The sequence below is a fragment of the Cellulomonas sp. FA1 genome (assembly GCF_000986825.1).
Taxonomy (GTDB): domain Bacteria; phylum Actinomycetota; class Actinomycetes; order Actinomycetales; family Cellulomonadaceae; genus Cellulomonas; species Cellulomonas iranensis.
The window spans coordinates 2503705-2530178 of record NZ_LBMY01000001.1 but is presented as its reverse complement, the minus strand read 5'-3'; the positions used below and the strand labels follow the sequence as shown (position 1 = coordinate 2530178).

Annotated in this window: 23 protein-coding genes; 12 read left to right on the top strand and 11 right to left on the bottom strand. The window is 76.2% G+C overall.

Translation table 11 applies throughout. From position 1 onward, the window contains the following. Position 1 precedes the first annotated feature (1 nt). The 3 genes from GY42_RS11390 to GY42_RS11380 all read left to right on the top strand — a co-directional run bounded on the left by GY42_RS11390 (position 2) and on the right by GY42_RS11380 (position 3367). The gene (locus GY42_RS11390) at positions 2–2320 is read left to right on the top strand and encodes a YhgE/Pip domain-containing protein (RefSeq protein ID WP_046529407.1); all 2319 of its coding nucleotides are present in this window, start codon (positions 2–4) and stop codon (positions 2318–2320) included. Between the two features lie 32 nt (positions 2321–2352). Beyond that, positions 2353–2916, top strand: a complete 564-nt coding sequence (locus GY42_RS11385) for a TetR/AcrR family transcriptional regulator (protein WP_046529406.1) — start codon at positions 2353–2355, stop codon at positions 2914–2916. A 76-nt stretch (positions 2917–2992) separates the two neighbouring features. After that, a complete protein-coding gene (locus GY42_RS11380; RefSeq protein WP_046529405.1) occupies positions 2993–3367 on the top strand; it encodes an ATP-binding protein in 375 nt (124 codons plus the stop codon). 31 nt (positions 3368–3398) lie between these two features. Here GY42_RS11380 and GY42_RS11375 read toward each other — a convergent pair whose 3' ends face one another. Beyond that, the gene (locus GY42_RS11375) at positions 3399–3749 is read right to left on the bottom strand and encodes an STAS domain-containing protein (protein WP_046529404.1); all 351 of its coding nucleotides are present in this window, start codon (positions 3747–3749) and stop codon (positions 3399–3401) included. Positions 3750–3790: 41 nt separating this feature from the next. Then, positions 3791–5896: a SpoIIE family protein phosphatase gene (locus tag GY42_RS11370; RefSeq protein WP_160309412.1), complete on the bottom strand. Its 2106-nt coding sequence runs from the start codon at positions 5894–5896 to the stop codon at positions 3791–3793. Positions 5897–6089: 193 nt separating this feature from the next. Here GY42_RS11370 and GY42_RS11365 point away from each other — a divergent pair, with 193 nt between their 5' ends. Then, the gene (locus GY42_RS11365; protein WP_082131493.1) at positions 6090–8507 is read left to right on the top strand and encodes an ATP-binding cassette domain-containing protein; all 2418 of its coding nucleotides are present in this window, start codon (positions 6090–6092) and stop codon (positions 8505–8507) included. A 6-nt stretch (positions 8508–8513) separates the two neighbouring features. Here GY42_RS11365 and GY42_RS11360 read toward each other — a convergent pair whose 3' ends face one another. Both GY42_RS11360 and GY42_RS11355 read right to left on the bottom strand, forming a co-directional pair. Continuing rightward, positions 8514–9032: a GNAT family N-acetyltransferase gene (locus GY42_RS11360; RefSeq protein WP_046529403.1), complete on the bottom strand. Its 519-nt coding sequence runs from the start codon at positions 9030–9032 to the stop codon at positions 8514–8516. Next, a complete protein-coding gene (locus GY42_RS11355; protein WP_046529402.1) occupies positions 9029–9403 on the bottom strand; it encodes an ArsR/SmtB family transcription factor in 375 nt (124 codons plus the stop codon). The genes GY42_RS11360 and GY42_RS11355 overlap by 4 nt, the downstream gene beginning before the upstream one ends. A gap of 106 nt (positions 9404–9509) precedes the next feature. On the opposite strand from GY42_RS11355, the gene arsM reads away from it, so the two are divergent. Then, positions 9510–10271 carry an arsenite methyltransferase gene (gene arsM, locus GY42_RS11350; RefSeq protein WP_046530886.1) on the top strand — a complete coding sequence of 254 codons (762 nt, stop codon included), beginning with the start codon at positions 9510–9512 and terminating at the stop codon, positions 10269–10271. Between the two features lie 40 nt (positions 10272–10311). Here the strand turns inward: arsM and GY42_RS11345 are convergent, their stop codons facing one another. Further along, on the bottom strand, positions 10312–10728 hold the full coding sequence (locus GY42_RS11345; protein ID WP_046530885.1) for an arsenate reductase ArsC: 417 nt from the start codon (positions 10726–10728) through the stop codon (positions 10312–10314). A gap of 214 nt (positions 10729–10942) precedes the next feature. Continuing rightward, complete coding sequence (locus tag GY42_RS11340) at positions 10943–11365, bottom strand: organic hydroperoxide resistance protein (protein ID WP_046529401.1); 423 nt, start codon at positions 11363–11365, stop codon at positions 10943–10945. Positions 11366–11480: 115 nt separating this feature from the next. Between GY42_RS11340 and GY42_RS11335 the strand changes: the two genes are divergently transcribed. Beyond that, positions 11481–12074 carry a TetR/AcrR family transcriptional regulator gene (locus tag GY42_RS11335; protein WP_046529400.1) on the top strand — a complete coding sequence of 198 codons (594 nt, stop codon included), beginning with the start codon at positions 11481–11483 and terminating at the stop codon, positions 12072–12074. Between the two features lie 10 nt (positions 12075–12084). Here GY42_RS11335 and GY42_RS11330 read toward each other — a convergent pair whose 3' ends face one another. The 3 genes from GY42_RS11330 to GY42_RS11320 all read right to left on the bottom strand — a co-directional run bounded on the left by GY42_RS11330 (position 12085) and on the right by GY42_RS11320 (position 16882). Beyond that, positions 12085–13008 (bottom strand): EamA family transporter, encoded by a 924-nt coding sequence (locus GY42_RS11330; protein WP_046529399.1) that lies wholly within the window; start codon positions 13006–13008, stop codon positions 12085–12087. Between the two features lie 269 nt (positions 13009–13277). After that, positions 13278–15110, bottom strand: a complete 1833-nt coding sequence (locus GY42_RS11325) for an ABC transporter ATP-binding protein (protein ID WP_046529398.1) — start codon at positions 15108–15110, stop codon at positions 13278–13280. Next, a complete protein-coding gene (locus GY42_RS11320) occupies positions 15107–16882 on the bottom strand; it encodes an ABC transporter transmembrane domain-containing protein (RefSeq protein ID WP_046529397.1) in 1776 nt (591 codons plus the stop codon). The genes GY42_RS11325 and GY42_RS11320 overlap by 4 nt, the downstream gene beginning before the upstream one ends. Positions 16883–16937: 55 nt before the next feature. Between GY42_RS11320 and GY42_RS11315 the strand changes: the two genes are divergently transcribed. From GY42_RS11315 to GY42_RS11290, 6 genes are all read left to right on the top strand, one after another. Continuing rightward, positions 16938–17819 (top strand): helix-turn-helix domain-containing protein, encoded by an 882-nt coding sequence (locus GY42_RS11315; RefSeq protein ID WP_052748341.1) that lies wholly within the window; start codon positions 16938–16940, stop codon positions 17817–17819. A 102-nt stretch (positions 17820–17921) separates the two neighbouring features. Beyond that, on the top strand, positions 17922–18881 hold the full coding sequence (locus GY42_RS11310; RefSeq protein ID WP_046529396.1) for an ABC transporter substrate-binding protein: 960 nt from the start codon (positions 17922–17924) through the stop codon (positions 18879–18881). 26 nt (positions 18882–18907) lie between these two features. Then, positions 18908–19804 carry a siderophore-interacting protein gene (locus GY42_RS11305; RefSeq protein ID WP_046529395.1) on the top strand — a complete coding sequence of 299 codons (897 nt, stop codon included), beginning with the start codon at positions 18908–18910 and terminating at the stop codon, positions 19802–19804. Further along, entirely contained in the window at positions 19801–20895 is a 1095-nt protein-coding gene (locus GY42_RS11300) for an iron chelate uptake ABC transporter family permease subunit (RefSeq protein ID WP_082131490.1), read from the top strand. The genes GY42_RS11305 and GY42_RS11300 overlap by 4 nt, the downstream gene beginning before the upstream one ends. 74 nt (positions 20896–20969) lie before the next feature. Then, on the top strand, positions 20970–22019 hold the full coding sequence (locus tag GY42_RS11295) for an iron chelate uptake ABC transporter family permease subunit (RefSeq protein WP_046530882.1): 1050 nt from the start codon (positions 20970–20972) through the stop codon (positions 22017–22019). Further along, positions 22016–22870 (top strand): ABC transporter ATP-binding protein, encoded by an 855-nt coding sequence (locus tag GY42_RS11290; RefSeq protein WP_046529394.1) that lies wholly within the window; start codon positions 22016–22018, stop codon positions 22868–22870. The genes GY42_RS11295 and GY42_RS11290 overlap by 4 nt, the downstream gene beginning before the upstream one ends. 68 nt (positions 22871–22938) lie before the next feature. Here GY42_RS11290 and GY42_RS11285 read toward each other — a convergent pair whose 3' ends face one another. Both GY42_RS11285 and GY42_RS11280 read right to left on the bottom strand, forming a co-directional pair. Continuing rightward, positions 22939–24717 (bottom strand): cation:proton antiporter, encoded by a 1779-nt coding sequence (locus GY42_RS11285; protein WP_046529393.1) that lies wholly within the window; start codon positions 24715–24717, stop codon positions 22939–22941. A 250-nt stretch (positions 24718–24967) separates the two neighbouring features. Continuing rightward, positions 24968–26302, bottom strand: a complete 1335-nt coding sequence (locus GY42_RS11280; RefSeq protein WP_046530881.1) for an APC family permease — start codon at positions 26300–26302, stop codon at positions 24968–24970. Between the last annotated feature and the right edge of the window lie 172 nt (positions 26303–26474).

Sequence of the window (26474 nt, the reverse complement as noted above, 5' to 3'; positions counted from 1 at the left end):
CATGTCCGTCCTGTCCACCGGCACCGAGCTGCGGCGCTTCCGCCGCGGCGTGCTGCCGAAGATCGCGCTCGCCGTGCTCTTCGTCATCCCCCTCATCTACGGCGCGCTGTACCTCTGGGCGTTCTGGGCGCCCACCGACCACCTCGACCGGCTGCCCGTCGCGCTCGTCGACGAGGACGTCGCGGTCACCCGCACCGACGGCACGACCCTGCACGCCGGCGCCGACGTCACGCAGCGGCTGCTCGACGGCGGCGACCTCGGCTGGGACCTCGTCGACGCGAAGGCGGCCGCCGACGGCGTCGCCGACGGCCGCTACTACTTCTCCGTGACGATCCCCGCGGGCTTCTCCGCGAGCCTCGCGACCTTGTCCGAGGACGACCCGCAGCCCGGCACGATCGACGTCGTCTACGACGACGCGAACAGCTTCCTCGCCGACACGCTCGGCAAGACCGCGATGGTCCGGGTCCGCGACGCCGTCGCGGAGTCCGTCACGCGCGACGCCGCCGACACCATGCTCGTGGGCGTCTCGACGCTCGCGGACGGCGTGCGCGACGCCGCCGACGCCGCGACGCGCCTCGACGACGGCGCGCAGCAGCTCAACGGCGGCGCGGGCGCCCTCGTGGTCGGCCTCGGCCAGCTCGCCGACGGCTCCGCACGGCTCGGCGACGGCACCGCGCAGGTCAGCAGCGGCACGGCCCAGCTCGCGTCCGGGCTGCAGACCGCGCGCGACGGCGCCGGGCGGCTCGTCGACGGCAGCGCCACCCTCGCCGACGGTCTCGCGTCCGCCGACGCGGGCGCGCAGCAGCTCAGTGGCGGAGCCGGCACGCTCTCGGCCGGCCTCGGCGACCTGGCGACCGGCGCGCACGACGCCGCGACGGGCGCCGCGACCCTCGACGGCGGCCTGCAGCAGCTCGCACCCGGCGCGGGCACCCTGCGCGACGGGCTCGCGTCCCTCGACGAGAAGGCGAAGGCGCTGCCCGCGTCGACGACCGCGCTCGCCGACGGCGCGAAGCGCGTCGCCGGCGGCGTCACCGCGCTGCAGCAGCTGCGTGCCGCCAACCCCGACATGACGCTCGCGCAGCTCGACGCGGCACTGCAGTCGAAGGGCTCGAGCATCGACGCGCTCGCGGCCGGTGCCGGTGCGGTCAGCACCGGCGCGGGCCAGCTCTCGGCGTCCGCGACCCCGCTCGCGAGCGGCGTCTCCCAGCTGCACGCGGGGGCCGACCGGCTCGCGTCGGGCCTCGGCGACGCAGCCACCGGTGCCACCACCCTCCACACCGGCCTGGCGCGGCTCGACCAGGGCGCCGCGTCCGCCGCCTCCGGCGCGCACGACCTCGCGACCGGGGCGCAGAGCCTCGCGTCGGGCGTCGCGCAGCTCGACACCGGTGCGCACACGCTCGCCGACGGCACGCAGACCCTCGCGTCGGGCCTCGGCACGGCCGCGGGCAAGGCCGGTCAGCTCGCCGACGGCGCCGCGCAGGTCGCCGACGGCGCCGCGACGCTCCGCACGGGCGCCTCCACGGCGGCTGCGGGGTCCACGACCCTCGCCGACGGCACGCAGACCCTCGCCGACGGTGCGGGCACGTTCGCCTCGACCCTGCAGGACGGGGCGGCGAAGGCCCCGTCGTTCACGCCCGACCGGGTCGAGCGCACGGCCGACGCCGTCGCGACGCCCGTCACGCTCTCCGAGACCACGCAGCACGAGGTGCAGGGCTTCGGCGAGGGCTTCGCACCGTTCTTCATCGCCCTCGCGACGTTCGTCGGCGCGCTCATCACGTGGCTGATCCTGCGGCCGCTGCCGCGTCGCCCGCTCGCGTCCGGCGTCTCGGGCCTGCGGACCGTGCTGACCGGGTACCTGCCGGCCGCCGCGGTCGGCGTCGTGCAGGTCGTCGTCATGATGCTCGTGCTGGTGCTCGGCATCGGCATGCAGCCCGTCCACCTGATCGGCATGGCGGCGTTCGTGCTGCTCACGACCTTGGCGTTCCTCGCGCTGCAGCAGATGTTCGTGGTGCTGCTCGGCACGGCCGCCGGCCGCGTCGTGGCGCTCGTGCTGCTCATGCTGCAGCTGTCGTCCTCGGGCGGCACGTACCCCGTCGAGACCACGCCCGGGTTCTTCCAGGCGCTGCACCCGTTCATGCCGGCCACGTACGTGGTCGACGGCCTGCGCGAGCTCGTCGGCGGCGGCGTCGACCAGCGGCTGTGGGCCGCGGTGCTGGTCATGTCAGCATTGCTGATCGGCTCGCTCGCGGTGAGCGCGTGGTCCGCGCGCCGGCAGAAGGTGTGGACGATCGCCCGGCTCCACCCCGAGCTGAGCGTGTAGCGGACGACGGACGACGGAGACGAGGAGGCACCGTGGCACGCCGACCGACCCGGCAGGCGATCCTGGACGCGGCGATCACCGTGGCGGCCCGCCGCGGCATCACCGGCGCGTCGATGGACGAGGTCGCGGAGGAGGCGCAGGTCGCCAAGGGCAGCCTCTACTACAACTTCGACTCCAAGGACGCGTTGTTCTCCGAGGTGCTGCGCACCGGGTTCACGCGGCTCGTCGACACGGTGTCCGCGGCGCGGACCGGCCTCACCGGCCGGGCCGCGCTGCGGTCCGTCGCGGTCGCGACCATGACCCTGCTGCAGACCAACCCCGAGCTGGCCAAGCTCATGGCGGCCGAGCTGTTCCGCACCGACCGCACGTGGGGCGACGCGCTCGCACCGATCCGGTCGGACGTCGCGGTGCACTTCCGCGACGTGCTGCGCGAGGTCCGCGCCGAGCAGGGCGCGGACCCGACGACGGTCACCGGGATCTCGGGCGCCGCGTTGCTGGGTGCGCTCGCCGTCGCGAGCCTCGACTGGTTGCTCTTCCACCCCGACCTGGACGTGCAGGTGGCGGTCGACGAGGTGCTGGTCACCGTCGGGGCGTGAGCGCCCGCGCGGCGCTCGCCGCACCGGATCGCGGTCGCGGGACGCGCGCCCGGGGCAGGTCTGGTGCAATGGGTCGGTGCTGCTGCGGATCGAGTCCCGTCGCGGGTCGATCCCGAAGGCCCGTCACTGGGTCAACGAGCGGACCCGGGCCCTGGGCATGTCGCCCGGCAGTGCGGCGACCGTCGAGCTGCTGACGAGCGAGCTCGTCACCAACGCGGTGCGGCACGGGTCGGCCCAGGCGATCAGCGTGCGGGTCGAGTCGACGCGCACGACGTGCACGGTCGCGGTGACGGACGCGGGCGACTCGCTGCCCGTGGTCCGGTCGAGCGGGCCGCACGTGCCGGGCGGGCACGGCATGCGCCTGGTGGAGCGGCTCGCGGCGCGCTGGGGCGTGCGCCCCGAGCGCGGCGGCGGCAAGACCGTGTGGTTCACGGTGCCGCTCGAGGGCTGACGCGCGACGGCGACGCCCGCGACGCGGCCGGTCAGACCAGCTCGACCAGCGAGTCCAGGCCCGTGAGCGTGAGCACGTCGCTCACCTGACCGCTCGCGCCGCGCACCCGCACGCGGTCGGGCGCCGCCGCGGCGGCGAGCGAGGCGACCAGGCCGATGAAGCCCGAGTCGATGTACCCGGCGCCCGAGACGTCGACCGTGCGGACGCCCTCGGCGGCGAGCCGCCGGCCCGTCTCGGTGCGGGGAGCGCCGACGTGCTCGGCGAGGCCCTCGACCACGAAGACGTCGATCTCGCCCGTCGCGACGAGCGTCGTGGGTTCCGCGTCGTCGACGAGCAGCTGGCCGCCCGGGGAGTCGTCCAGGGTCTCGTCGTGCGCAGTCACGGCCTCAGTATGCCGGGCGTGCGCGCCGCCGCACGGCGAGATCAGGCGCGGCGGCCCGGCACGAGCTCGGGGCCTGCCTCGGGAGGGCGCGGGCGGTCCTGCGGGAACGCGCGGACCGCGAGCAGCGCGACGTCGTCGCCGCTCGACGCCGCGAGCGTCGCGACGAGCCGGTCGCAGAACTCGTCGAGCGGCAGGTCCGCCAGCTCCTCGGCCAGCGCGCGCAGCCGCTCGAGCCCCACCTCGAGGCGCTCGGTGCGCCGCTCGACCAGACCGTCGGTGTACAGCAGCACGGTCGACCCGGGCGCGAGCGCCACGGTGTGGTCGTGGCGCGGGTTGTGCGGACGCAGGCCCAGCAGCACGTCGTTGCGTCGACGCAGCAGCTCGGCCCGGCCGTCGGGGTGCAGGAGCAGCGGCGGCAGGTGACCCGCGTTCGACCAGCGCAGCGTGCGCACGCCGCGCTCCGCCTGCTCGGGGGTCTGCTCGACGCGCGCGACGACCGCGGTGCTCATGGTCGTGATCCCCAGGTCGTGCATCGCCCAGTCGAGCGCAGCGAGCACGCCGGCGGGTGGCCGCGCGATGGCGTGCGCGCCGCCGCGGAGCACGTTGCGGGTCTGCGCCATCGCCACCGCGGCGTGCAGGTCGTGGCCCGTGACGTCGCCGACGACGAGGCACGTGCTGCCGTCGCGCACGAGGAACGCGTCGTACCAGTCGCCGCCGATCTGCGAGCCCGTGGTCGCCGGCACGTAGCGCGCCACGAGCTGCAGGTGGTCGGGCTGCGGCAGCGCGGTGAGCAGGCTGCGCTGCAGCTCCTCGGCGAGGTCGCGGCGCACGGCCTGCAGGTGCGCGTTGTCGAGCGCGAGGCCGATCTGCGCCGTGACGTCGCGCAGCGTCGTGACGTCGGCCTCGACGAACTCGCCGCGCTCGGCGCACCGCGCGAGCGTGATGACCCCGCGCGTGTGGCCGCGCCCGCGCAGCGGCAGCACCACGAGCGTCTCGGGCGCGAGGCGGCGCAGCAGGTCCTGCGCCTGGCCCGGGTGCACGATCACCTCGGGGGCCGGTGAGCCCACGCGCAGCACGGGCCGCGACGTCGCGAGCACCTCGGCGATCACGGACGTGCCGGTCAGCGCGGGCACGCGCAGCGCGCGGTACGCGTCCAGCACCGGCTGCAGGTCGGGGTCGGCGTGCAGCGCGGCGACGTCGTGCAGGCGCGTGCGCCACGACCCGGCGCCCTCGTCCAGCAGGCTCGCGATCGCGAAGTCCGCGAGGTCGGGCACGAGGTGCGGCAGCACGGCCTCGAGGGCCCGCACGGGGTCGGCCGCCTCGGCGAGCTCGGCCGCGACCGCAGCGAGCAGGTCGGAGCGCGCGCGGCCCTCCTCGGCGAGCGCGAGCGCGCGCCGCCGCTCGGTGATCTCGGTGAAGTACGCCGCGACGCCGCCGCGCTCGGCCACCGCGCGGACCTCGTACCAGCCGTCGAGCGGCGCCGGGTAGTACGCGTCGAACGCGCGCGGCTCACCCGTGCGCGCGACGGCGCGGTACGCGTCCTCGAACTCGCTGCCGACGGTCGCCGGGAACAGCTCCCACACCTCGCCGCCCAGCAGCGTGTCGCGCGTCGTGCCGAGGATGAGCTCGGCCTCGGCGTTGACGTACCCGAACCGCCAGTCCGCGTCGAGCCAGTAGTACCCGACGGACATCTGCTCGAGGATCTCGGTGACCCGCAGCTCGCCCTCGCGCAGCGCCGTCGTGTCGGTCGTGACGCCGACGACGTGCGTCGCCGTGCCGTCCGGCCCGGCCAGCGCCCGGCCGCGCGCCGTGAGCCAGCGCGTGGTGCCGGCGGGGTGCCGCACCCGGAACTCGGCCTCGTAGATGCCGCACGTCGCGATCGCGCGGTCGAGCGCGGCCGTCACCGGTGCCAGGTCGTCCGGGTGCAGGCGCGCCTCGAAGGACTCGATGGTCCCGCCGAACGTGCGCTCGTCGTACCCGAAGACCTCGAGCAGCGTGGCGTCCCACACGAGGCGGCCGGTCGTGAGGTCCCACTCGAACGTGCCGAGGCCCGCGGCCTGCGCCGCGGAGTCGAGCAGGGCGAGCCGTGCCGCGTGCGCGTCGACGGGGCCGTCCGCCCCGCCAGCGCCCTGCGCCGATCCCCGCACGTGCTCTCCCCGCCGCCGACGCATGCCCTCGGTGGAGCGTGCCACGCCCGGGGCGCCGCGTCGACACGACGCGGACCTCGCGCGGGAGCGGCCGCGCACGGCACGATCGGTCCGGGGCCGGGTGTCGGTGCCCGGCCCTACGCTGAGCCGCCCGCCCGTCCTGCTCGCGCCCGCCCACGTCCCCGGAGGACCGATGAGCACGCCGTCCGCAGCCCCCGCCCCCGGCCCCGCCGCCAGCCCTGCGTCCGGCCCCGTGCCCGCCCGCGCCGACAGCCACGACGTCATCCGCGTGCACGGCGCGCGCGAGAACAACCTGCAGGACGTGAGCGTCGAGCTGCCCAAGCGGCGGCTCACGGTCTTCACGGGCGTCTCGGGCTCGGGCAAGAGCTCGCTCGTGTTCGGCACGGTCGCCGCCGAGTCGCAGCGCCTCATCAACGAGACGTACAGCGCGTTCGTGCAGGGGTTCATGCCGACGCTCGCGAGGCCCGACGTCGACCTGCTCGACGGCCTGACCACGGCGATCATCGTCGACCAGGAGCGCATCGGTGCGAACCCGCGGTCGACGCTCGGCACCGTGACCGACGTGCACGCGATGCTGCGCATCCTGTTCAGCCGGCTCGGTCAGCCGCACGTCGGGTCGGCGCAGGCGTTCTCGTTCAACACCCCGACGGTCCGCGCGAGCGGCGCGATCGCTGTCGAGCGCGGCGCGAAGCGTGCCGAGAAGGTGTCGTTCGAGCAGATCGGCGGCATGTGCCCGCGGTGCGAGGGCATGGGGTCGGTCACGGACTTCGACCTCACGGCGCTCTACGACGACAGCAAGTCGCTCGAGGAGGGCGCGCTGACCGTCCCCGGCTACACGATGGACGGCTGGTACGGGCGGATCTTCCGCGGCGCGGGGTTCTTCCCGGCCGACAGGCCGATCCGGGACTTCACCGCCAAGCAGCTGCACGCGCTGCTGCACCACGAGCCCGTGCGCATCAAGGTCGAGGGCATCAACGTCACCTACGAGGGCCTGATCCCCAAGATCCAGAAGTCGTTCCTGGCCAAGGACGTCGACGCGATGCAGCCGCACGTGCGCGCGTTCGTCGAGCGGGCCGTCACGTTCACGACCTGCCCCGACTGCGACGGCACGCGCCTCAACGAGGGCGCGCGGTCCTCGCGGATCGCGGGCAAGAACATCGCCGACGTGTGCGCGATGCAGATCACCGACCTCGCGCAGTGGGTGCGCGGGCTCGACGAGCCCGGTGTCGCGCCGCTGCTCACGGCGCTGCGGGACGCGCTCGACGCGTTCGTCGAGATCGGCCTGGGCTACCTGTCGCTCGACCGGCCGTCGGGCACGCTGTCGGGCGGCGAGGCGCAGCGCACCAAGATGGTCCGGCACCTGGGCTCGGCGCTCACCGACGTCACGTACGTGTTCGACGAGCCGACGGTCGGGCTGCACCCGCACGACGTCGCGCGCATGAACGACCTGCTGCTGCGCCTGCGGGACAAGGGCAACACCGTGCTCGTCGTCGAGCACAAGCCCGAGGCGATCGCGATCGCCGACCACGTCGTCGACCTTGGCCCCGGTGCCGGCACGGCGGGCGGGCGCGTGGTCTACGAGGGCACGGTCGAGGGGCTGCGCACGGCGGACACGCTCACCGGCCGGCACCTGGGCTACCGCGCGACGCTCAAGCCCAAGGTGCGCACGCCCACGGGTGCGCTGGAGATCCGCGGCGCGTCGACGCACAACCTGCGGGACGTCGACGTCGACGTGCCCACGGGTGTGCTCGTGGTCGTCACCGGGGTCGCCGGGTCGGGCAAGAGCTCGCTCATCCACGGCGCCCTGGCGAAGCGCGAGGGCGTCGTCACGATCGACCAGACGGCGATCCGCGGCTCGCGGCGCTCCAACCCGGCGACGTACACGGGTCTGCTCGAGCCCGTGCGCAAGGCGTTCGCCAAGGCCAACGGGGTCAAGCCCGCGCTGTTCAGCGCGAACTCCGAGGGCGCGTGCCCGGTGTGCAACGGCGCGGGCGTCATCTACACCGACCTCGCGATGATGGCGGGCGTCGCGACCACGTGCGAGGTGTGCGAGGGGCGCCGCTTCCAGGCGTCGGTGCTGGAGTACCACCTGGGCGGCAAGGACGTCGCCGAGGTGCTCGCGATGCCCGCGGCGGACGCGGCCACGTACTTCGCCGAGGGCGAGTCACGGGTACCGGCGGCCCTCGCGATCGCGCAGCGGCTGGTCGACGTGGGCCTCGGGTACGTGACGCTCGGGCAGCCGCTCACGACGCTCTCGGGCGGCGAGCGGCAGCGCCTGCGCCTCGCGACGCACCTCGGGGAGAAGGGCGGCGTCTACGTGCTCGACGAGCCCACGACGGGCCTGCACCTGGCGGACGTCGCGAACCTGCTGGGCCTGCTCGACCGGCTGGTCGACGCGGGCCGTTCGGTGATCGTGATCGAGCACCACCAGGCCGTCATGGCGCACGCCGACTGGATCGTCGACCTCGGGCCGGGTGCGGGGCACGACGGCGGGCGCGTCGTGTTCGAGGGCACGCCCGCCGACCTCGTCGCGGCTCGCTCGACCCTCACGGGTCAGCACCTCGCGGACTACGTGGGCGCGCCGGCCTGACGGCCGTCAGAGCCGCTTCTCGAGCAGCACGACGTCGAGCCAGCTGCCCGCGTGCGGGCCGTGCGTCATGAGCCCGAGGCGTTCGCGCCTGCCGACCACGCGGAAGCCCGCGGCGGCGTGCAGCGCGAGGCTGGCGGCGTTCTGCGGGAAGACGCCGGCCTGCACGGTCCACACGCCGCCCGCGCTCGCCGAGTCGAGCAGCCGGTCGAGCAGGAGGCGTCCGACGCCTCGGCCGCGCGCAGCGGGTGCGACGTACACCGAGTGCTCGACGACCCCCGCGTAGACGCACCGCCCGGAGACCGGCGAGGCCGCGACCCAGCCCAGGACCTCGTCGTCGTCGAGCGCGACGTACCGGTGGTCGGGGAGGTGGTCGGCGTCGAACTCCTCCCAGGTGGGTGGCTGCGCCTGGAACGTCGCGACGCCGGTGGCGATGCCGGCCGCGTACACGTCGAGGACCCCCGGGGCGTGCTCGTCGCGCATCGGCGTCACGGTCACGCCGGGCGGGCGGGTCGTGGCGGCCGTCATGCGCCGGGCCCGTCGAGCAGGTGCGCGCCGAGGTGCGCGGTGAGCGCACGCACGGCGTCGGGGACGAGTGTGTAGTACGCCCAGACGCCGCGCTTCTCGCGCGTGACGAACCCGGCCTCGGTGAGCACCTTGAGGTGGTGCGACACCGTGGGCTGCGTGAGCCCGACCGGTTCGGTGAGGTCGCACACGCAGGCCTCGCCGCCGTCGTGCGCGGCGATGATCGACAGCAGCCGCAGCCGTGCGGGGTCGGCGAGCGCCTTGAGCGTGCGGGCGGTGCGCTCGGCGTCGGTGGCGTCCATGGTCGGGCCGGGTGCCGGGCTGCAGCACGCGGCGGACGCGGTCGTGGGCTGCGGGATCAGGTCGAGGGGCACGGGGTCATCATGACCGAGGCATCGACGGATGTCGATATTGACACGTGGCTGCCTGCGGGTCCATCGTCATCGCATCGATCGACATCAATGTGAAGGGGTGGTCGGCGTGGACGACATCCGGGAGCAGGTCCGGGCGCGGTACGCGGTGGCGGCGCTGCAGGGCGGCGGCGACGCCGGCTGCTGCGGGGGCGACGCGGTCGGGGGCTGCGGCCCCACGGGCGTGGTGGTGGACGAGCGGTTCGGCTCGGCGCTCTACGACGCGCAGGACGCCGTCGCGGTCCCGCCGGAGGCGCTCGCGGCCTCGCTCGGCTGCGGCAACCCGCTCGCGGTCGCCGAGCTGCGCGCGGGCGAACGCGTGCTCGACCTCGGCTCGGGCGGTGGCATCGACGTCCTGCTGTCGGCGCGGCGCGTCGGCCCCACGGGGTTCGCGTACGGCGTCGACATGACGGACGAGATGCTCGAGCTCGCGCGCGCCAACGCCGCGCGCGCCGGTGCCACCAACGTCGAGTTCCGCCGCGGCACGATCGAGGACCTGCCGCTGCCCGACGCCACGGTCGACGTCGTCATCTCCAACTGCGTCGTCAACCTCTCGCCCGACAAGCCCGCCGTCCTCGCCGAGGCGTTCCGCGTGCTCGTGCCCGGCGGCCGGCTCGGCATCTCCGACGTCGTCGCCGAGGACCACGTCACGCCCGAGCAGCGCGCCGAGCGCGGGTCCTACGTCGGGTGCATCGCCGGCGCGCTCTCGCGTGGCGAGTACCTCGCGGGCCTGGCCGCCGCGGGTTTCGTCGACGCCGAGGTCCTGTTCACCCACCGCGTCGCCGACAGCATGCACGGGGCGATCGTGCGGGCGCGTCGTCCGGTGGTCTGAGGGTGGGGTGTGCGCCGCAGCGCGCCCGACTCGCTCCGCGTCAGCCGGCGGCCGGCGCCACGTCGAGCTCCGCGAGCAGCGCGAGGACGCGCGTGCGGATCTCGTCCCGGATCGGGCGCACCGCGTCGATGCCCTGGCCGGCGGGGTCCTCGAGCACCCAGTCCTCGTAGCGCTTGCCCGGGTAGAACGGGCACGCGTCGCCGCAGCCCATCGTGACCACGACGTCCGAGGCCTGCACGGCCTCGGGCGTGAGTACCTTGGGGTGCTCGGCGCGGATGTCGATCCCCACCTCGAGCATCGCGTCGACGGCGACGGGGTTGATCTGGTCGGCCGGCATCGACCCCGCGGAGCGCACCTCGACCGCGCCGCCGGACAGGTGTCGCAGCCAGCCGGCGGCCATCTGCGAGCGGCCTGCGTTGTGCACGCACACGAACAGCACGCTCGGGGTGGGGGTCACGGTCACGGGTGCTCCTCGGCTCGGGGTGCGACGCCGTTCATATTGACATGTGTCGATGGTTGGCGGCCACCCGTGCCGGCCGCGACCGACGTCAGGGTCGCGAGCATCGCCATGAGCCGCCGGTCCCAGGGGGTCGCCCGGATGCCCTGCCTGGTACGTGAGAGGTCGATCCGGCACGGAGCCGGATCGACCTCTCACGGGGGGCGTTGGCGCGTCAGGCCGTGACGACCTCGAGCGTGACGGGGACGTTGCCCCGCGTCGCGTTCGAGTAGGGGCAGACCTGGTGCGCGGCCTCGACGAGGCGCTCGGCGGCGTCATGGTCGATCCCGCCGAGCTCGACGTGCAGGGTCACCTCGAGGCCGAACCCGCCCTCGCCGTTCGGGCCGATGCCGACCTCGGCCGTGACGGCCGAGTCGGTGAAGGAGACCTTGTCGCGGCGCGCGACGCTCTTGAGCGCGCTGTGGAAGCACGCGGAGTAGCCGGCGGCGAAGAGCTGCTCGGGGTTGGTCGCGCCGCCCGCGCCGCCCATCTCGCGCGGGACGGCGAGGTCGAGGTCGAGGAGGCCGTCCGACGAGCGGGTGCGGCCCTCGCGCCCCTCACCGGTGGCGGTGGCGACGGCGGTGTAGACGACGGACATGGCGGGACCTCCTGAGGAACAGCGAAAGAAAGAACGGTCGTTCTACCTACGGCGTACACTCCACCCTGAGGAGGTCGGGATGTCAAGCACGCACGACGCCGCCTACGGTTCGACCATGACCGCCGACGCCGCACGCCCGCCCGCGCGGCCCGGCACCCGCTCGGCCGCGCGCGAGCGACTGCTCGGCACCGCGTCCGCGCTGTTCTACGCCGAGGGCGTGCGCGCCGTCGGCGTCGACCGCGTCGTCACCGAGGCCGCCGTGACCCGCGCGACCTTCTACCGGCACTTCACCGGCAAGGAGGCCCTGGTCGTCGCCTACCTCGACGCGGTCGACGCGGGCGTCCGCGAGCGCGCCGGGGAGCTGCCGGACGCCCCGGACGACGTCGCCGCGTGGCTGCGGCGGCTCACCGCGGAGATCGGCGACGAGCTGTGCCGCCCCGGGTTCCGCGGCTGCGCCTTCATCAACGCCGCCGCCGAGTACCCCGACGCCGCGAGCCCCGTCCGCGTCGCCGTCCGGCGCCACCGGGAGTGGCTGCAGGACGCCGCCACGCGCGCGCTCGCGCGCACGGGCCACCCCGACCCTCGCGCCGCCGGCAGCCGCTGGATGGCGCTGCGCGACGGCGCGATGGTCGGCGCGTACCTCGGCGACGTCGACGACGCGCGCGCGGCCCTGCGCGCCGGCGTCGACGACCTGCTCACGGGTCGCTGAGCGGCGCGGCTCAGGCCAGCGGCACCGGGGCGACGTCGGGCTCCGGGGCGTCCGCGGGCGCCGCGGCTGCGGCTCGCCCCGCGACCCAGATCGTCGCGGCGCCCGCCGCCGACACCAGCAGGATCCCGACGACGGCCCGCACGCCCAGCGGGTCGCCCAGCAGCGCGGCCCCCACGAGCGCACCCGTCACCGGGTCCATCGCGAACAGCGTGCCCACCACGCGCGTCGAGCTCACCCGCACCGCCAGGAAGTCCAGCGAGAACGCGAGCGCGACGCCCAGCAGGCCCGACACCACCAGCACGCCCCAGCCGCCCGGCGCGACCCGCGGCACGGCCGGCACCGAGACCGGCAGCAGCGCGAGCGCCCCCACCGCGACCGACAGCGCGAGCCCGTCGAGGCCCGCGGTGTCGTCGCCGACACGCCCCGCGAGGAACGTGTACGCGCCGAACGCGACGGCCGCGCCCAGCCCGAACCCGACCCCGAGCGCGTCGACGCCACCCACCGGGCCGGCGACCAGCAGCACGCCCACGAGCGCGGCGGCGGGCAGCGCGAGCTCGCGCCGCCGCGCGACCCCCGCCGCGGCCACCGTGAGCGGCCCCAGGAACTCGAGCGTCACCGCCAGGCCCAGCGGCAGCCGCTGCACCGCGGCGTAGAACAGGACGTTCATCGCGGCCATCGCGACGCCGTACAGCACGACGCCGCGCCACGCACGCGGCGAGCGGCCGCGCAGCGACGGCCGCGTCAGCGCGAGCAGCACGACCGCTGCGACCGCCATGCGCAGGCCGCTGACGCCGAGCGTCCCGACGGTCGCGAACAACGACGACGACAGCGCCGCCGACACCTGGATGCTCGACGAGCCGACGAGCACGAGGCCCAGCGCCAGCAGCGGGCCCGAGCGCGGGTGGGCAGCACGGAAGGAGGACAGGAAGGTCATGAGAGGTCCCGGGTGATCGAGCCGGACGTCGCCGGCGGGGTGGTGTCGATCAGCGCGGGCCGTCGAGCCGCGGACGCCGCGCGTCCGCCGGGGGAGGGCCCGCTACCGGGCGCAGGGGCCGCGGCGTGCCGCGCACCCGAGGCTGCTCATGGGATCCATGTGCCGGACCATAACCCCTGCGCGGGCCTCGCGGCGTCCCCGTCCCACGGCGGCGGTCGGGACCGCTAGGCGCGAGGGGTGCACCCGCCCCCGGTGCCGGACCGCCGGCGTCACGAGGTGCGGCCCCGGTGCCAGGCGGACCACAGCCGCGCGTACGGCTCGCAGCCCGCGAGCAGCTCGTCGTGCGTCCCGGTGGCCACCACGCGTCCCGCGTCGAGCAGCACGATCCGGTCGGCCCGCGCCGCCTGGTCGAGCCGGTGCACGACCACCAGGGCGGTGCGCCCGGCCAGCACCCGCCGCGCGGCGGCGTCGAGCGTGCGTGCCGCGTCCGATCCCGCCTCGGCGGTCGCCTCGTCGAGCACGACGACGCGCGCGTCGGTCAGCGCGAGCCGCGCGAGCGCGACCTGCTGCGCGCGGTCCGGTGCGAGCGGCAGGCCGCCCGCGCCCACGGCCGTCCGCAGGCCCTCGGGCAGGTCGTCGACCCAGTCGGCGCCGACCAGGGTCAGCGCGTCGCGCAGCCGTGCGTCGTCCGCGTCCGGGCGTGCCAGTCGCAGGTCGTCGGCGAGCGTCCCCGCGAACACGTGGACCTCCTGCGTGACGGCCGCGACCGCGGCGGAGGCTCGCGGGCCGCCCGCCGGCGCGCCCTCGACCAGGACCGTGCCCGCCGTGGGGGTCACGGTGCCGGTCACGAGCCGCGCGAGCGTGGACTTGCCCGCGCCCGACGCGCCGACCAGCGCGACGACCTCGCCGGCCTCGACGCGCAGGTCCACGTCGTGCAGCACGGGCCGGTCCGGGTCGTACGCGAAGGACACGCCACGCACGTCGATCGTGGCCGCCGCGCGGTCGTCCGGGACGGTCGTCGCGTGCCCGGCGGGCGACCCCGCGCCCTCGGCGCCGGCGCCGTCCGCGTCCGCGTCCGCCGGCGCGGGCACGGACAGCACCCCGACGACGCGCGCGAGCGCCGCCTGCGCACGCTGCAGGTCGTCGACCTGCGAGAGCAGGATCCCCACGGGGTCGAACAGCCGGTGCACGAGCAGCGCCGCGGTGGTCGCCGCCCCCACGGTCACGGCCTCGGCGCCGACCAGCCCGTACCCCGCCACGAGCACCGCCCCGAGGGCGACCAGCTCGGCCGCGTGGAGCCGGTGCGTCAGCACGAGCGAGACCCGCATGCCCGCGACCGTCCGGTCGATCGCGCGGTGCGACACCTCCTCGACGCCGTGCACGTGGGTCTCGGCGGTCCCGAGCGCGCGGATCGTGTCGGCCGCGGCGACGGCCTCGAGCACCCGGGACGTGCGCTCGGCGGCCGCCGCGCGCTCGGCGCGGAACACCGGCCCTGCCCGGCGCTCGAACGTCCGCACGCCCCACACCTGCAGCGGCACGGCGGCGAGCACGGCGACGGCGAACCGCCAGTCCAGCCCCGCCAGGCCGCCGACCGTCAGCAGGATCGTCGCGCCCGCGCCGCAGACCGCGGGCAGCACCCGCGACACCGTGGTGCGCAGCACGTCCACGTCACCGGAGACGCGCGCCACGAGGTCGCCCGTGCCGGCGCCGTCCACGTGCGCGGCCGGCGCGTGCAGCGCCGCGTGCACGGTGCGCTCGCGCAGGTCGGCGAGCGCGCGCTCGAACGTCCGGGCGACGAGCAGCCGGGCCACGGCGGCGAGCGCGGTCGCCCCGACGAGCGCGGCCACGAGCGCCGCCGCGGACCACCACAGGCGGGAGGGGGCGGCGTCGGACGCGACGGCGTCGACCATGCGGCCGACGAGCCACACGGGCACGAGCCCGGCGAACGCGCCCGCGAGGAGGACGACCGCGGCGGCGGCCACCCCGCCGCGGTGCGCGCGCAGGACCTGCCACGCGTGGCGCCGCGTGGCGGCGGGGTCGGCGACCGGCAGCGTGGTCGCACCCGGCGCCGTGCGCGCGGGGGTCGCGGTGGCGGCGCTCACGCGACCAGCTCCCGGTAGGAGGGCACGCGCGCCAGGAGGTCGGCGTGCCGTCCCGTGTCGGTGCCGTCCGCGTGCACGACGACGACGCGGTCGCACGCCGCGAGCAGCGTCGCCGACGACGTCACGAGCACGACGGCGCGGTCGTCGCCGCGGCGCGCGTGCAGCGCGGTCAGCTCGCGCGCGACGTGCTGCTCGGTGACCGCGTCGAGCGCGGTCGTCGGCTCGTGCAGCACGAGGACGGCGTGCGGGGTCGCCCAGGCGCGTGCGAGCGCGACGCGCTGCCGCTGCCCGCCCGAGAGCCGTGCCCCGGCGCCGTCGAGCACGGTCGCGAGGCCGTCCGGGAGGTGCTCGAGGACCTCGCCGACCGTGGTCGCGTGCAGCACGTCCGGGTCAGGGGTCGTGCCGGGGGCGCCGGCGGTGAGCACGTCGGCGAGCGGCGCGGTCACGAGAGCGACGTCGTGCGGGGGTGCGTGCACGACGTCGCGCAGCGTCCGCGGGTCGAGCGCGGCGACGTCGGCGCCGAGCACGCGCACGCCGGGCGCGACGCGGGTGCGGCCCGCGAGCGCCTCGACGAGCGCGCGCGTGCGGACCGCGTCGCCGGCGATGCCGACGACCTCGCGCCGTGCGACGCGCAGCGCGGGCAGCGGCGTGCCGTCGGCGGTCGTGGCGCCCGGCGTGACCTCGACCGCGACCGGGTGCGACGGGTCCGGTGCCGCTCCCGCTGCCGCGCCGGGTGCGGGGTGCAGCGGGGCGTCCTCGAGCAGCGCCGCGACCCGCCGGGCCGACGCGCGCCGGGCCGCGAGGTCCACGAGCACCCAGCCGACCGCGTCCATGGGGCGCTGCACGTACTGCGCGAGCCCCACGACCGTGACCATCTGGCCGAGCGTCATGCCGCCGTCGAGCGCGACGAGCCCCGCGGCGAGCGCGACGCCCGCGAGCACGAGCCCGGACAGCAGCGACGAGACGCCCGTGAACGCGACGCGCGCGCGGGCGGCGTGCAGCGCGGCGGCGAGCGCGTCGCGCGAGAGCGCGCGGTAGCGCGCGGCGGCGGCGGGTCGGGCGCCGACGCCGGTGAGCACGCGCAGGCCCGTGAGCATGTCGGCGGCCGCGCCGACGGTGCGTGCGGCGGACTGCTGCGCGGCGCCGGTGCGGGCGTCGAGCGGCCGCGACAGGTGGTGCAGCGCGACGAGCAGCGCGGGCGTGACGACGAGCACGCCGACGCCCAGGGCGGGCGAGGCGTGGACCATCGCGACGGCGGACACCGCGAGCGCGGCGAGCGCGGCGACGAGCTCGCCGACCGCCCACGAGGTGCCGGAGACCTGCCCGGTGTCGGAGGTGAGGACGGCGTCGACCTCGCCCGCGGCGCGGGGACGCGCGGTGCCGTGGTGCGCGAGGACGCGGCGCACGCCCAGCACGCGCAGGTCGTGCTCGCCGTGCGCCGTGACGTGCGTCGCGGCGAGCGCGCCGAACCGCCACGACCAGGACAGCACGACGAACAACGCGACCAGCGCGCCGAGCAGCAGACCGAGCGCGCGGCCGTCGCGCGGGAGGACGGCGTGGTCGATCACGGCGCCGACGAGCACGGGCACGAGGGCCTCGGCGACCTCGTGCAGCACGAGGCCGGTGGTCGACACGGCGAGCCGCACGCGTCGCCCGGCGGCGAGCAGCGCGTGGGCGGCGACGCGGCGGACGGTCCACGGCGTCGCGGACGCGGTGGCGGCCGGGGCCGTGTCGCGTGCGCGGGTCGGGGGAGCGGAGACGGGGGCGGGCACGGGCCTAAGGTAAGGCGAACCTCAGCACTGCTCGAGCCTCGGAGGGTGACCGACCATGTCGACGATCGGCCAGGACGTCGCGGACGTCGACCTGACCGACCTGGTGGCCGGGACGCGGGCGCGGCTGCTCACGACGCTGCACGCGTCGGCGTCGCCGCGCGCGTGGGCGGCGCACGACCACGAGGACCACGAGCTGATCTGGGGCGTGCGGGGCGTCGTCACGGTGCGCACGGGCGACGAGCACCGGACCGTGCCGCCGAGCGCGGGCCTGTGGATCCCGGCGGGCGTGGCGCACGAGGTCGCGGCCACGGCGGGTGCGCGCTTCTGGACGACGCACGTGGCCCGGCCGGTCGTGCCCGGCCTGCGGGGAGGTGCACGTGCGGTGGCGGTCACGCCGCTGCTGCGCGAGGTGCTGCTCTACCTGCACAACCGCCTCATGCCGCAGGACGTGCGCGAGCAGGCCGAGACGCTCGCGCTCGCGCTGCTCGACGAGGCGGAGGTGCCGCCCGTGCTGCTGCCCCTGCCGGACGACCCGCGGGCGCGGCGCATCGCGCGGGCGCTCGTGGCCGACCCGGCCGACGACCGCACGCTCGCGCAGTGGTGCGGGCAGGTGGGGTCGAGCGTGCGGCACATGTCGCGGGTGTTCCGCCGCGAGACGGGGATGACGTTCGCCCGGTGGCGCGTGCACGCGCGGGTGCGGGCGGCGACGGCGCTGCTGCCGCAGGGCCTGCCGGTGGCGGCGGTCGCCCGCCGGGTGGGCTACCGCTCGCCGAGCGCGTTCGTGCACGCGTTCGGCGAGGTGACGGGGTGCACGCCCGGTGCCTACCTGCGGGCCGTGACCGTGCGGCCGGTCGCGGTGTCCCCGTGGGCGGATGACGACGAGGCGTGGCCGATCGCCGACACGGAACGGGTGATCGGCGACAGCGGCGGCCGCTGACGGGCATCGACGTCGAACTAAGGTGAGCCTCACCTGACTTCGACCCGGCGGCAGTGGCCCCCGGGCACGCGCGGCGCCCCGCGCCGCACCCGAGGAGACCTCATGACCACCACGTCCCGGCGCCGCCCCGCGGCGCTCGCCCTCGCCCTCGTCGCCGGCCTCGCGCTCGCGGCCTGCTCGGCCACCGCCGACGGCGCGCCCGGCAGGGCCGAGGCCGCCACGCGCACCGTCGACTCCGAGTTCGGCCAGGTCGAGCTGCCCACCGACCCGCAGGCCGCGCTCGGCTTCTACACCACCGACGTCGACATCCTCGCCACGCTCGGCATCCCCCTCGCGTCCTCCCAGCCCGTGCGCGACGGCTACGCCGGCTTCCCGTCCTTCTTCCCGCAGGACGCGCTCGCGGACGTCGACACGTTCGTCAACTTCCCCGAGTACAGCTACGAGGCCGTCATGGCCGCCGCGCCCGACCTGATCCTCAACGGGCTGGGCTACGACGAGGAGGCCGTGCACCGCCTCGCCGAGATCGCACCCACCTACTCCGTCAACGCGTTCGACGGCGCCGACTGGCGCGACAAGTTCCGGACCACCGCCGCCGCGCTCGGGCGCACCGAGCAGGCCGACGCGTGGTTCGCGCGCTACGACGCGCGCGTCGCCGAGGTCCGCGAGCAGCTCGACGCGCGCGGCATCCACCCGCGCGTCGCGGCCATCGGCTGGTGGAACGACCAGCTGCAGCTCTCCTGCTACGGCGTGCCGTGCCTCGTGTTCGCCGACCTCGGGCTCGACGTCGCGCCGCTGGCGCTGCAGGAGGACGCCGCGCTCAGCCTCGAGCAGGTCGACCAGCTCGCCGACGTCGACGTCGCCGTCCGCAGCTACGAGCCCGGCCCCGCCGGCGAGGCCGCCGACGCCGAGACGCTGCGGACGCTCGCGACCAGCCAGGTCTGGTCGTCGCTGCCGTTCGTCGCCGAGGACCGCTACTTCCGCTACGACCTCGAGATGGACTACGGGTCGCCCAGCGGCCACGCGGCGTTCCTCGAGTTCCTCGCCGACAGCCTGCTCGGCTGACGCCGGCACCCGGGACGAGGACGACGATGGCGCTCGACGGCGGTCTGACGCCCCGCATCTGGCGGGCCGAGGTGACGCACGTGCGCCGGCTCACGCCGGGCATGGTGCGCGTGACGCTCGGCGGTCCGGGCATGACGGAGTACGGCACCACCGGGGTGGGGGACGAGTACGTCCGGGTGTTCTTCCCGCACGCCGGGCAGGACGAACCCGTGATGCCGCGGGTGGCGGGACGATCCTGGGAGTTCGACGACCCCGACACGGCCGCGCCCATGCGCACGTACACCGTGCGCGCGTGGCGGCCCGGCGAGGTCGACGTCGACTTCGTCGTGCACGACGGCGGCGTCGCGGCCGCGTGGGCGCTGCGCGCGCGGCCCGGCGACGTCGTCGGGCTCACCACGCCGATCGGCCTGTACGACCCCCCGGACGGCACGACGTGGCAGCTGCTGCTCGCCGACGCCACCGGGCTGCCCGCCGCGCTGCGGCTGCTCGAGCAGGCCCCGCCGGGGGTCCGCACGCGCGCGGTGCTCGAGGTGCCGGACGCCACGCACCACCAGGACGTCGCGCCCGGTGCGCACGCCGACGTCACGTGGGTGCACGGCGGCAACGGCCACGGGCCCAGCGCGCTGGCCGACCTGCTGCCGGACGTGACCCTGCCCGACGGCCCCGGCTACGTGTGGGTGGCCGGCGAGACCCGCGTGCTGCGTGCGGTGCGCAGGCACCTGCGGCACGAGCGGGCGCTGCCCGGCACCGACTACAAGATCGTCGGCTACTGGACCGCGCAGGCCGAGCTGTGGCGCGAGCGGTACGACGCGCTGCCCGCGCCCGTGCGGAGCCGCCTCGCCTCCCTGTGGGACGACGCCGGGCGCGACCCCGAGGAGATCGAGGACGAGTACGACGACCAGCTGGAACGGCTCGGCCTGTGAGCACGACCGTCGACGCGGCCGACGCCCCGCCGGGCGGCTCGGGCACCTCGGCCGCCGCGGGGGCCTCGACCCCGCCCGACCAGGCCGAGGCGCGGCCGCCCGGCGCGCACCGCGGCCGGTGGCTGGTGGCGGCCGTCGTCCTGCTCGTGGTCGCGGTCGGGGCGAGCCTCGCGCTCGGCGCCCGGCCGGTCGCCCTGGGCACGGTCGTCGACGCGTTCGTGCGGCCCGACGGGTCCGACGCGCAGTCGGTCGTCCTCGACCTGCGCCTGCCGCGCACCGTCCTCGGGCTGCTCGTCGGCGTGAGCCTCGGCCTGTCCGGCGCGCTGATCCAGGCGCTCACCCGTAACCCGCTCGCCGACCCGGGCATCCTCGGCGTCAACGCCGGCGCCCAGCTCGCGGTCGTGCTCGGCGCCACCGCGGGGGTCGTGACGCTGCGCGGGCAGCTGTGGCTCGCGTTCGTCGGCGCCGCGGCCGCGACCCTCGCGGTGTACGCGATCGGTGCGGCGGGCCGTGGCCGCCCCAGCCCGTTGCGCCTCACGCTCGCGGGCGTCGCGCTGGGCGCCGCGCTGGGCGGCGTCACGTCCGGGCTCACGCTGGTGTCCGAACGGACCTACGACACGATGCGGGTCTGGGGCGTCGGGTCGCTCGCCGCACGCGACCTGGGGGTGGCCGCGACGATCGCGCCGTTCGTGGCCGTGGGCGTGCTCGTCGCGCTCGCCGTGGCGCGCCCGCTCAACGCGGTCGCGCTCGGCGACGACACCGCCGCGACGCTCGGCGCGCGGCTCGGGGCGACCCGTGTCGCCGTGGTCGTCGCCGTCACGCTGCTCGCGGGCGCCGCGACCGCCGCCGCCGGGCCCGTCGGCTTCGTCGGGCTCATGGTGCCGCACGTCGCGCGGTGGCTCACCGGGCCCGACCAGCGCTGGGTGCTGACGCTGACGATGCTGCTCGCGCCCGTCCTCGTGCTCGTGTCCGACGTGACCGGACGGCTCGTCATGCGACCCGCGGAGCTGCCGGTCGGCATCGTCACGGCGTTCGTCGGGGCGCCCGTACTGGTGGCGCTCGTGCGCCGGCACCGGGCGAGCGGGCTGTGAGCGCGGCGCACGTCCGGGCAGTGCCGCCCGCACCGGCCGCTCCCGGCCCGGTCGGCCTCGGCGCACCGCTCGACCTGGCCGGTCCGCTCGACCGTGGGCGGCGCGAGCTCGTGCTGCGCCGCGGCCGCGTGAGCGTCGTCGTCGCGCGCCGCAGCGTCGTCGCCGTCACCGTGCTCGTCGTCCTCACGCTGGTGGTCGCGGTGCTCACGCTGGCCACGGGTGACTTCCCCGTCGCCCCGGCCGACGTGCTGCGCGCCCTGACCGGGCGGGCCGAGGGCAGGACCGCGACGGTCGTGCTCGGGTGGCGCCTGCCCCGCGTGGTCCTCGGGGTCGTGCTCGGTGCGGCGCTCGGCGTCGCCGGGGCGATGTTCCAGTCGCTCAGCCGCAACCCGCTCGGCAGCCCCGACATCATCGGCTTCAGCAACGGCGCCTACGCCGGTGCGGTCCTCGTGCTGCTCTCCGGGGGCACCGGCTACCTGGCGATCGCGGCCGGCGCCGTCGGCGGCGGTCTCGTCACGGCGCTCGTCGTGTACCTGCTCGCGTGGCGGCGCGGCGTGCAGGGGTTCCGTCTCATCGTCGTGGGCATCGGCGTCAGCGCCGTCATCTCGTCCGTCACGACGTGGCTGGTGCTGCAGGCCGAGGTGCGGCTCGCGGTCGCGGCGACCGTGTGGGGCGCCGGCACGCTCAACGGCGTCGGGTGGGACCAGGTCCGGCCCGCCGCGGGCCTCGGCGCCGTCCTGCTGCTCGGCGTCGTCGCCGTGTCCCGCGGCATGCACGCGCTCGAGCTCGGCGACGACGCGGGCGCCGCGCTGGGCGTCGGCGTCGAACGCACGCGGCTCGCGGTCGTCGTCGTCGGCGTCGCGCTCACCGCGGTCGCGACCGCGCTGACCGGCCCGATCGCGTTCGTCGCGCTCGCGGCGCCCCAGCTCGCGCGCCGCGTGCTGCGCGCCCCCGGCACGACGCTCGTCGGGTCGGCCGCCATGGGCGCGTTCCTGCTGGTCGCGTGCGACCTGGTCGCGCAGCGCGCGTTCGCGCCGCAGCAGCTGCCCGTGGGGGTCGTCACGGTCAGCCTCGGCGGGGCCTACCTGGTGTGGCTCCTGGTCCACGAAGCGAGGTCACGATGACGCAGCACCCCCCGGCACCCCTCAGCGCGCGCGGGCTGACGCTCGCGTACGACCGTCGCACGGTCGCGACCGACCTGTCCGTGGACGTGGCTCCCGGGTCGTTCACGGTGGTGGTCGGACCCAACGCGTGCGGCAAGTCCACGCTGCTGCGCGCGCTGTCCCGCCTCCTGGCACCCGCCGCGGGGCAGGTCCTGCTCGACGGGCGCGACATCGCGCGGTACCGCACCAAGGAGGTCGCGCGTCGCGTCGGGCTGCTGCCGCAGACGTCGCAGGCGCCCGACGGGATCACGGTCGCCGACCTCGTGGGCCGCGGCCGGTTCCCGCACCAGGGGCTGCTGTCGCAGTGGTCCGCGGACGACGAGCGCGCGGTGCGCGCCGCGCTCGCGGCGACCGGCACCACCGACCTGTCGGGGCGTCTGGTCGACGAGCTGTCCGGCGGTCAGCGGCAGCGGGTCTGGGTGGCGATGGTGCTCGCGCAGCAGACCGACCTGCTGCTGCTCGACGAGCCGACGACGTTCCTCGACGTCGCGCACCAGGTCGAGCTCATGGACCTGTTCGCGGCGCTGCACGCGTCCGGCCGCACGGTGGTCGCGGTGCTGCACGACCTCAACCAGGCCGCGCGCTACGCGACCCACCTCGTCGCGATGCGCGGCGGCCGGGTCGTCGCGCAGGGTGCGCCCGGGGACGTCGTCACGGCCGACCTCGTGCGCGACGTCTTCGGGCTCGACTGCGTGGTCGTCGAGGACCCCGTGTCGGGCGGGCCGCTGGTCGTGCCGCGCGGGCGGGCCTGGCCGGCGCCCGCGCCCGGGCCGGTGCCCCCACGCGAGCCGGTCACGGTCGTCGGGGGCTGAACGGCGCGGCGCGCGGCACGCCGCGGCTCGGCGACGACGGCGGCCTTCGCGGCGAGGTCGGCCTGGGCTCAGCCCCGCAGCTCGACGCCGATCTGCACGGCGTCCAGCTCGGCGAGCGCGCGGTCGAGCGTCGAGGACGGGTACGTGCCGAGGTCGCGCAGGTGCAGCAGCTCGGCGCGCTGCGCACCCAGCAGCGTGACCATGAGCCGCTGGTCGGACGCGCGCTGCGCGGCGTGCTGCTCGTCGTCCGCCTCGACCGCCGCGTCGATGGCCGCGAGCCTGCGGCGCGCGCGCTCGACGGTCGCGCTCGGGTACGGCGTGCCGTCGGGCTGCGCGAGCCCCGGGTCGTCGAGCCGCTGCACGGCGGCCCGCCGCAGCTCGGTGCGCAGCGCGGTGAGCTGCTCGGCGTCGTCGTCGTCCCGGGCCGTGAGGCCGAGGCGCCGCGTGAGCCACGGCAGGGTGCCGCCCTGGACCAGCAGCGTCCCGGCGGCCACGACGAACGCGACGAGCACGAGCAGCGAGCGCTGCGGCGTGTCGGACGGCAGCGACTGCGCGGCCGCCAGCGTCACGGCGCCGCGCATGCCGGCCCACACGAGCACGACACCCTCGCGCGGACCGAACCGCTCGGCCGTGAGGTAGTCGATGTCGGCGATCTTGCGGCGCACGCGCCGGCCCACGGCCTCGGCGCGGTCGGCCGGGTCGGGCAGGGCGGCCGCCGCGACGCGTCCGCCCGCGCGGAAGCCGGCGCGGAACCGTCGGCGACGACGGCCGGTCGAGCGGGGCGCCTGCGGCATGCGGCCCTCGTCGAGGCGTTCCTGGGCGGACTCGAGCCAGTCCCGCAGCGCGGGCGTCCGCCGGGCGCGGCGCGCGAGCTCCCACACCGACCACGCGACGAACAGCGAGCGCACCGCGATGACGATGGTCGCGGTGAGGACGCCGAGCAGCAGCGCCGTCCACAGGCTGCCGTGCGCCTGGCGGACGTCGAGCACGAGCCCGAACACCTCGAGCCCCATGACGAGGAACACCGCGCCCTCGAGCAGCAGCTCGATGGTGCGCCACACCGCGTTCTCGGTGACGCGGTCGCGCGCCCGCAGCGCGCGGGGCGCGGCGTGCCCCGTGACGAGCCCCGCGGTCACGGCCGCGACCAGGCCGGACGCGCCCAGGTGCTCGGCGGGCAGGTACGCGACGAACGGCACGACGAACGAGATCGCGACGTTCGACGTGGTCTGCGTGACGTGCCCGCGCGCCCACACGTGCAGGCGCCCCACGACGTACCCGACGACGACGGCCACGACGACCGCGAACACGAAGTCGCCCGCGACGCCCCACAGCGACACCGTGCCCGCGGTCGCGACGATCGCCGAGCGCAGCAGCACCAGGGCGGACGCGTCGTTGAGGAGCGACTCGCCCTCGAGGACCGTGACGATGCGCGGCGACACCCCCGCCTTGCGGACGATCGACGTGGCCACCGCGTCGGTGGGGCTGACGATCGCACCGACCGCGACGGCCGTCGCGAGCCCGAGGTCGGGCAGCAGCGCGTCGAGCGTGAACCCGACCGCGACGGTCGAGACCAGCACGAGCACGACCGAGAACGCGGAGATCGTGCGCAGGTCCCGCCGGAAGTCCATGGTCGGCACGTTGGTGGCCGACGAGTACAGCAGCGGTGGCAGCACGACCCCGAGCACCCACTCGGGCTGGATCTCGATCTCGGGCACGAACGGCAGGAAGCTCACCGCCACGCCCACCAGCACGAGCAGCAGGGGAGCGGCGACGCCCACCCGGGGGGCGAACGTCGTCACCAGCACGATCACGAGCACGGCGAGCACACCGGCGGCCACCAGGTCCATGCGTCACCTCACGGTCGGCGCGGCAGGGTCGTAGCCGAACCTACGCCCCCGAGAGCGTCCATCCCCGCGGCATCCACCCCACCCGCCCACCCCCCCGCGCATCCACCCCACCCGCCCCGCCCCGCCCCGTCCCCCGCGTCGCCCTCGTCCTGCCGACGGACAGCGCCGCGGTCGACGGACAGCCGCGCGCTGCCGTCCGTCGACCCGTACCGCTGTCCGTGGGCGAGCGGGCGGCCGCCGCGGCGCGAGGTCAGCGGGGGTCGTGGTGCGCGGTCGCGGCGACCGCGTCCGCCTGGCGCGCGGGGCCGACGAGCAGCCGGTTGACGACGTACAGCACGACGCCGACCGCGAGCAGCACGCCGGCACGCGCGTACACGTCGGCCGAGCGCCCCGACAGCGGCGACGCGAGCACGAGCGACACGACCGCGCCCAGCACGGGTGCCCACGTCGGTGCCCGGAACCCGCCGCGCTCGTCGCCGTCGACGGGTGCGTCCGCGTCGTCGGGACGCCGCCGCAGCACCAGCACCGACACGTTGACCACCGCGAACACGAGCAGCAGGAGCAGCACGGTCGTGTCCGCGAGACCCGACAGGTCGCCCGTGCTCACGAGCGTGAGCGCTACGACCGTCGTGAACGCGATCGCGACCCACGGCGTGCGGCGGCGCCGGTCCACGCGGCCCAGCCACGCGGGCACGATGCCCTCGCGCGACATCCCGTAGACGACGCGCGACGCCATGATCATGTTGATGAGCGCGGTGTTGGACACCGCGACGAGCGCGATGAGCGCGAACAGCCACGGCGGGAACGCCAGGCCCGCGACCCGTACGACCTCGAGCAGCGGCCCGCTGGACTCCCGCAGCGTCGCCGTGTCCACGAGCATCGACGTCGTGAACGCGACCGCCAGGTAGATGACGCCCGTGATGGCGATGCCCCCGAACAGCGCGCGCGGGAAGTCGCGCCGCGGCGCGCGGCACTCCTCGGCGAGGTTGACGGAGTCCTCGAACCCCAGCAGCGCGTAGAACGCGAGCGCGGTCCCGCCGAGCACGGCCACCCACGCGGGCCCGTCGGTCGTCAGGGTCATCGCACGCGACGGGTCGCCCTCGCCCGCGAGGAACGCGCGCACCCCGATCGCGAGGACGACGAGAAGCCCCGTGACCTCGACGGCCGTCAGCACGAGGTTGACGCGCACCGACTCGCTGATGCCGATCGCGTTGACCACCGCGACCAGCAGCACGAACGCCCACGCCGCGACGAGCGTCGGCACCGTCACGAGCTCGGCGAGGTAGTCGCCGCCGAACGCGCGCGCCGCGGCGCTCGCGCTCGTGATGCCGCTCATGAGCACCGCGAACGCGACGAGGAACGTGACGAACGGCCGCCCGAACGCGCGCTGCGCGTACACGGCCGCGCCCGCCGCGCGCGGGTACCGGCCCACGAGCTCGGCGTACGCCGTCGCGGTGAGCGCCGCGAGCGCGAACGCCACGACGAACGGGATCCAGATCGCGCCGCCCACCTCGGCGGCGACCTTGCCGGTCAGCGCGTAGATCCCCGCCCCGAGGATGTCGCCCACGACGAACACCAGGAGCATCCGGCGGCCGACCGTGCGGCGCAGCGCGGGCTCGGCGGTGCTGTCGTCGTCCCCGCGGGGGCGGGCTCCGCTGCGGCGGGGTCGGTGGCCACGGCGACCTCCCGGGGTCGGACGGCCGGCGGCCGTCGGTGCCGCCAGTGTCGCGCCGGGCCGGTCGGCCCGCTCGGCGAGC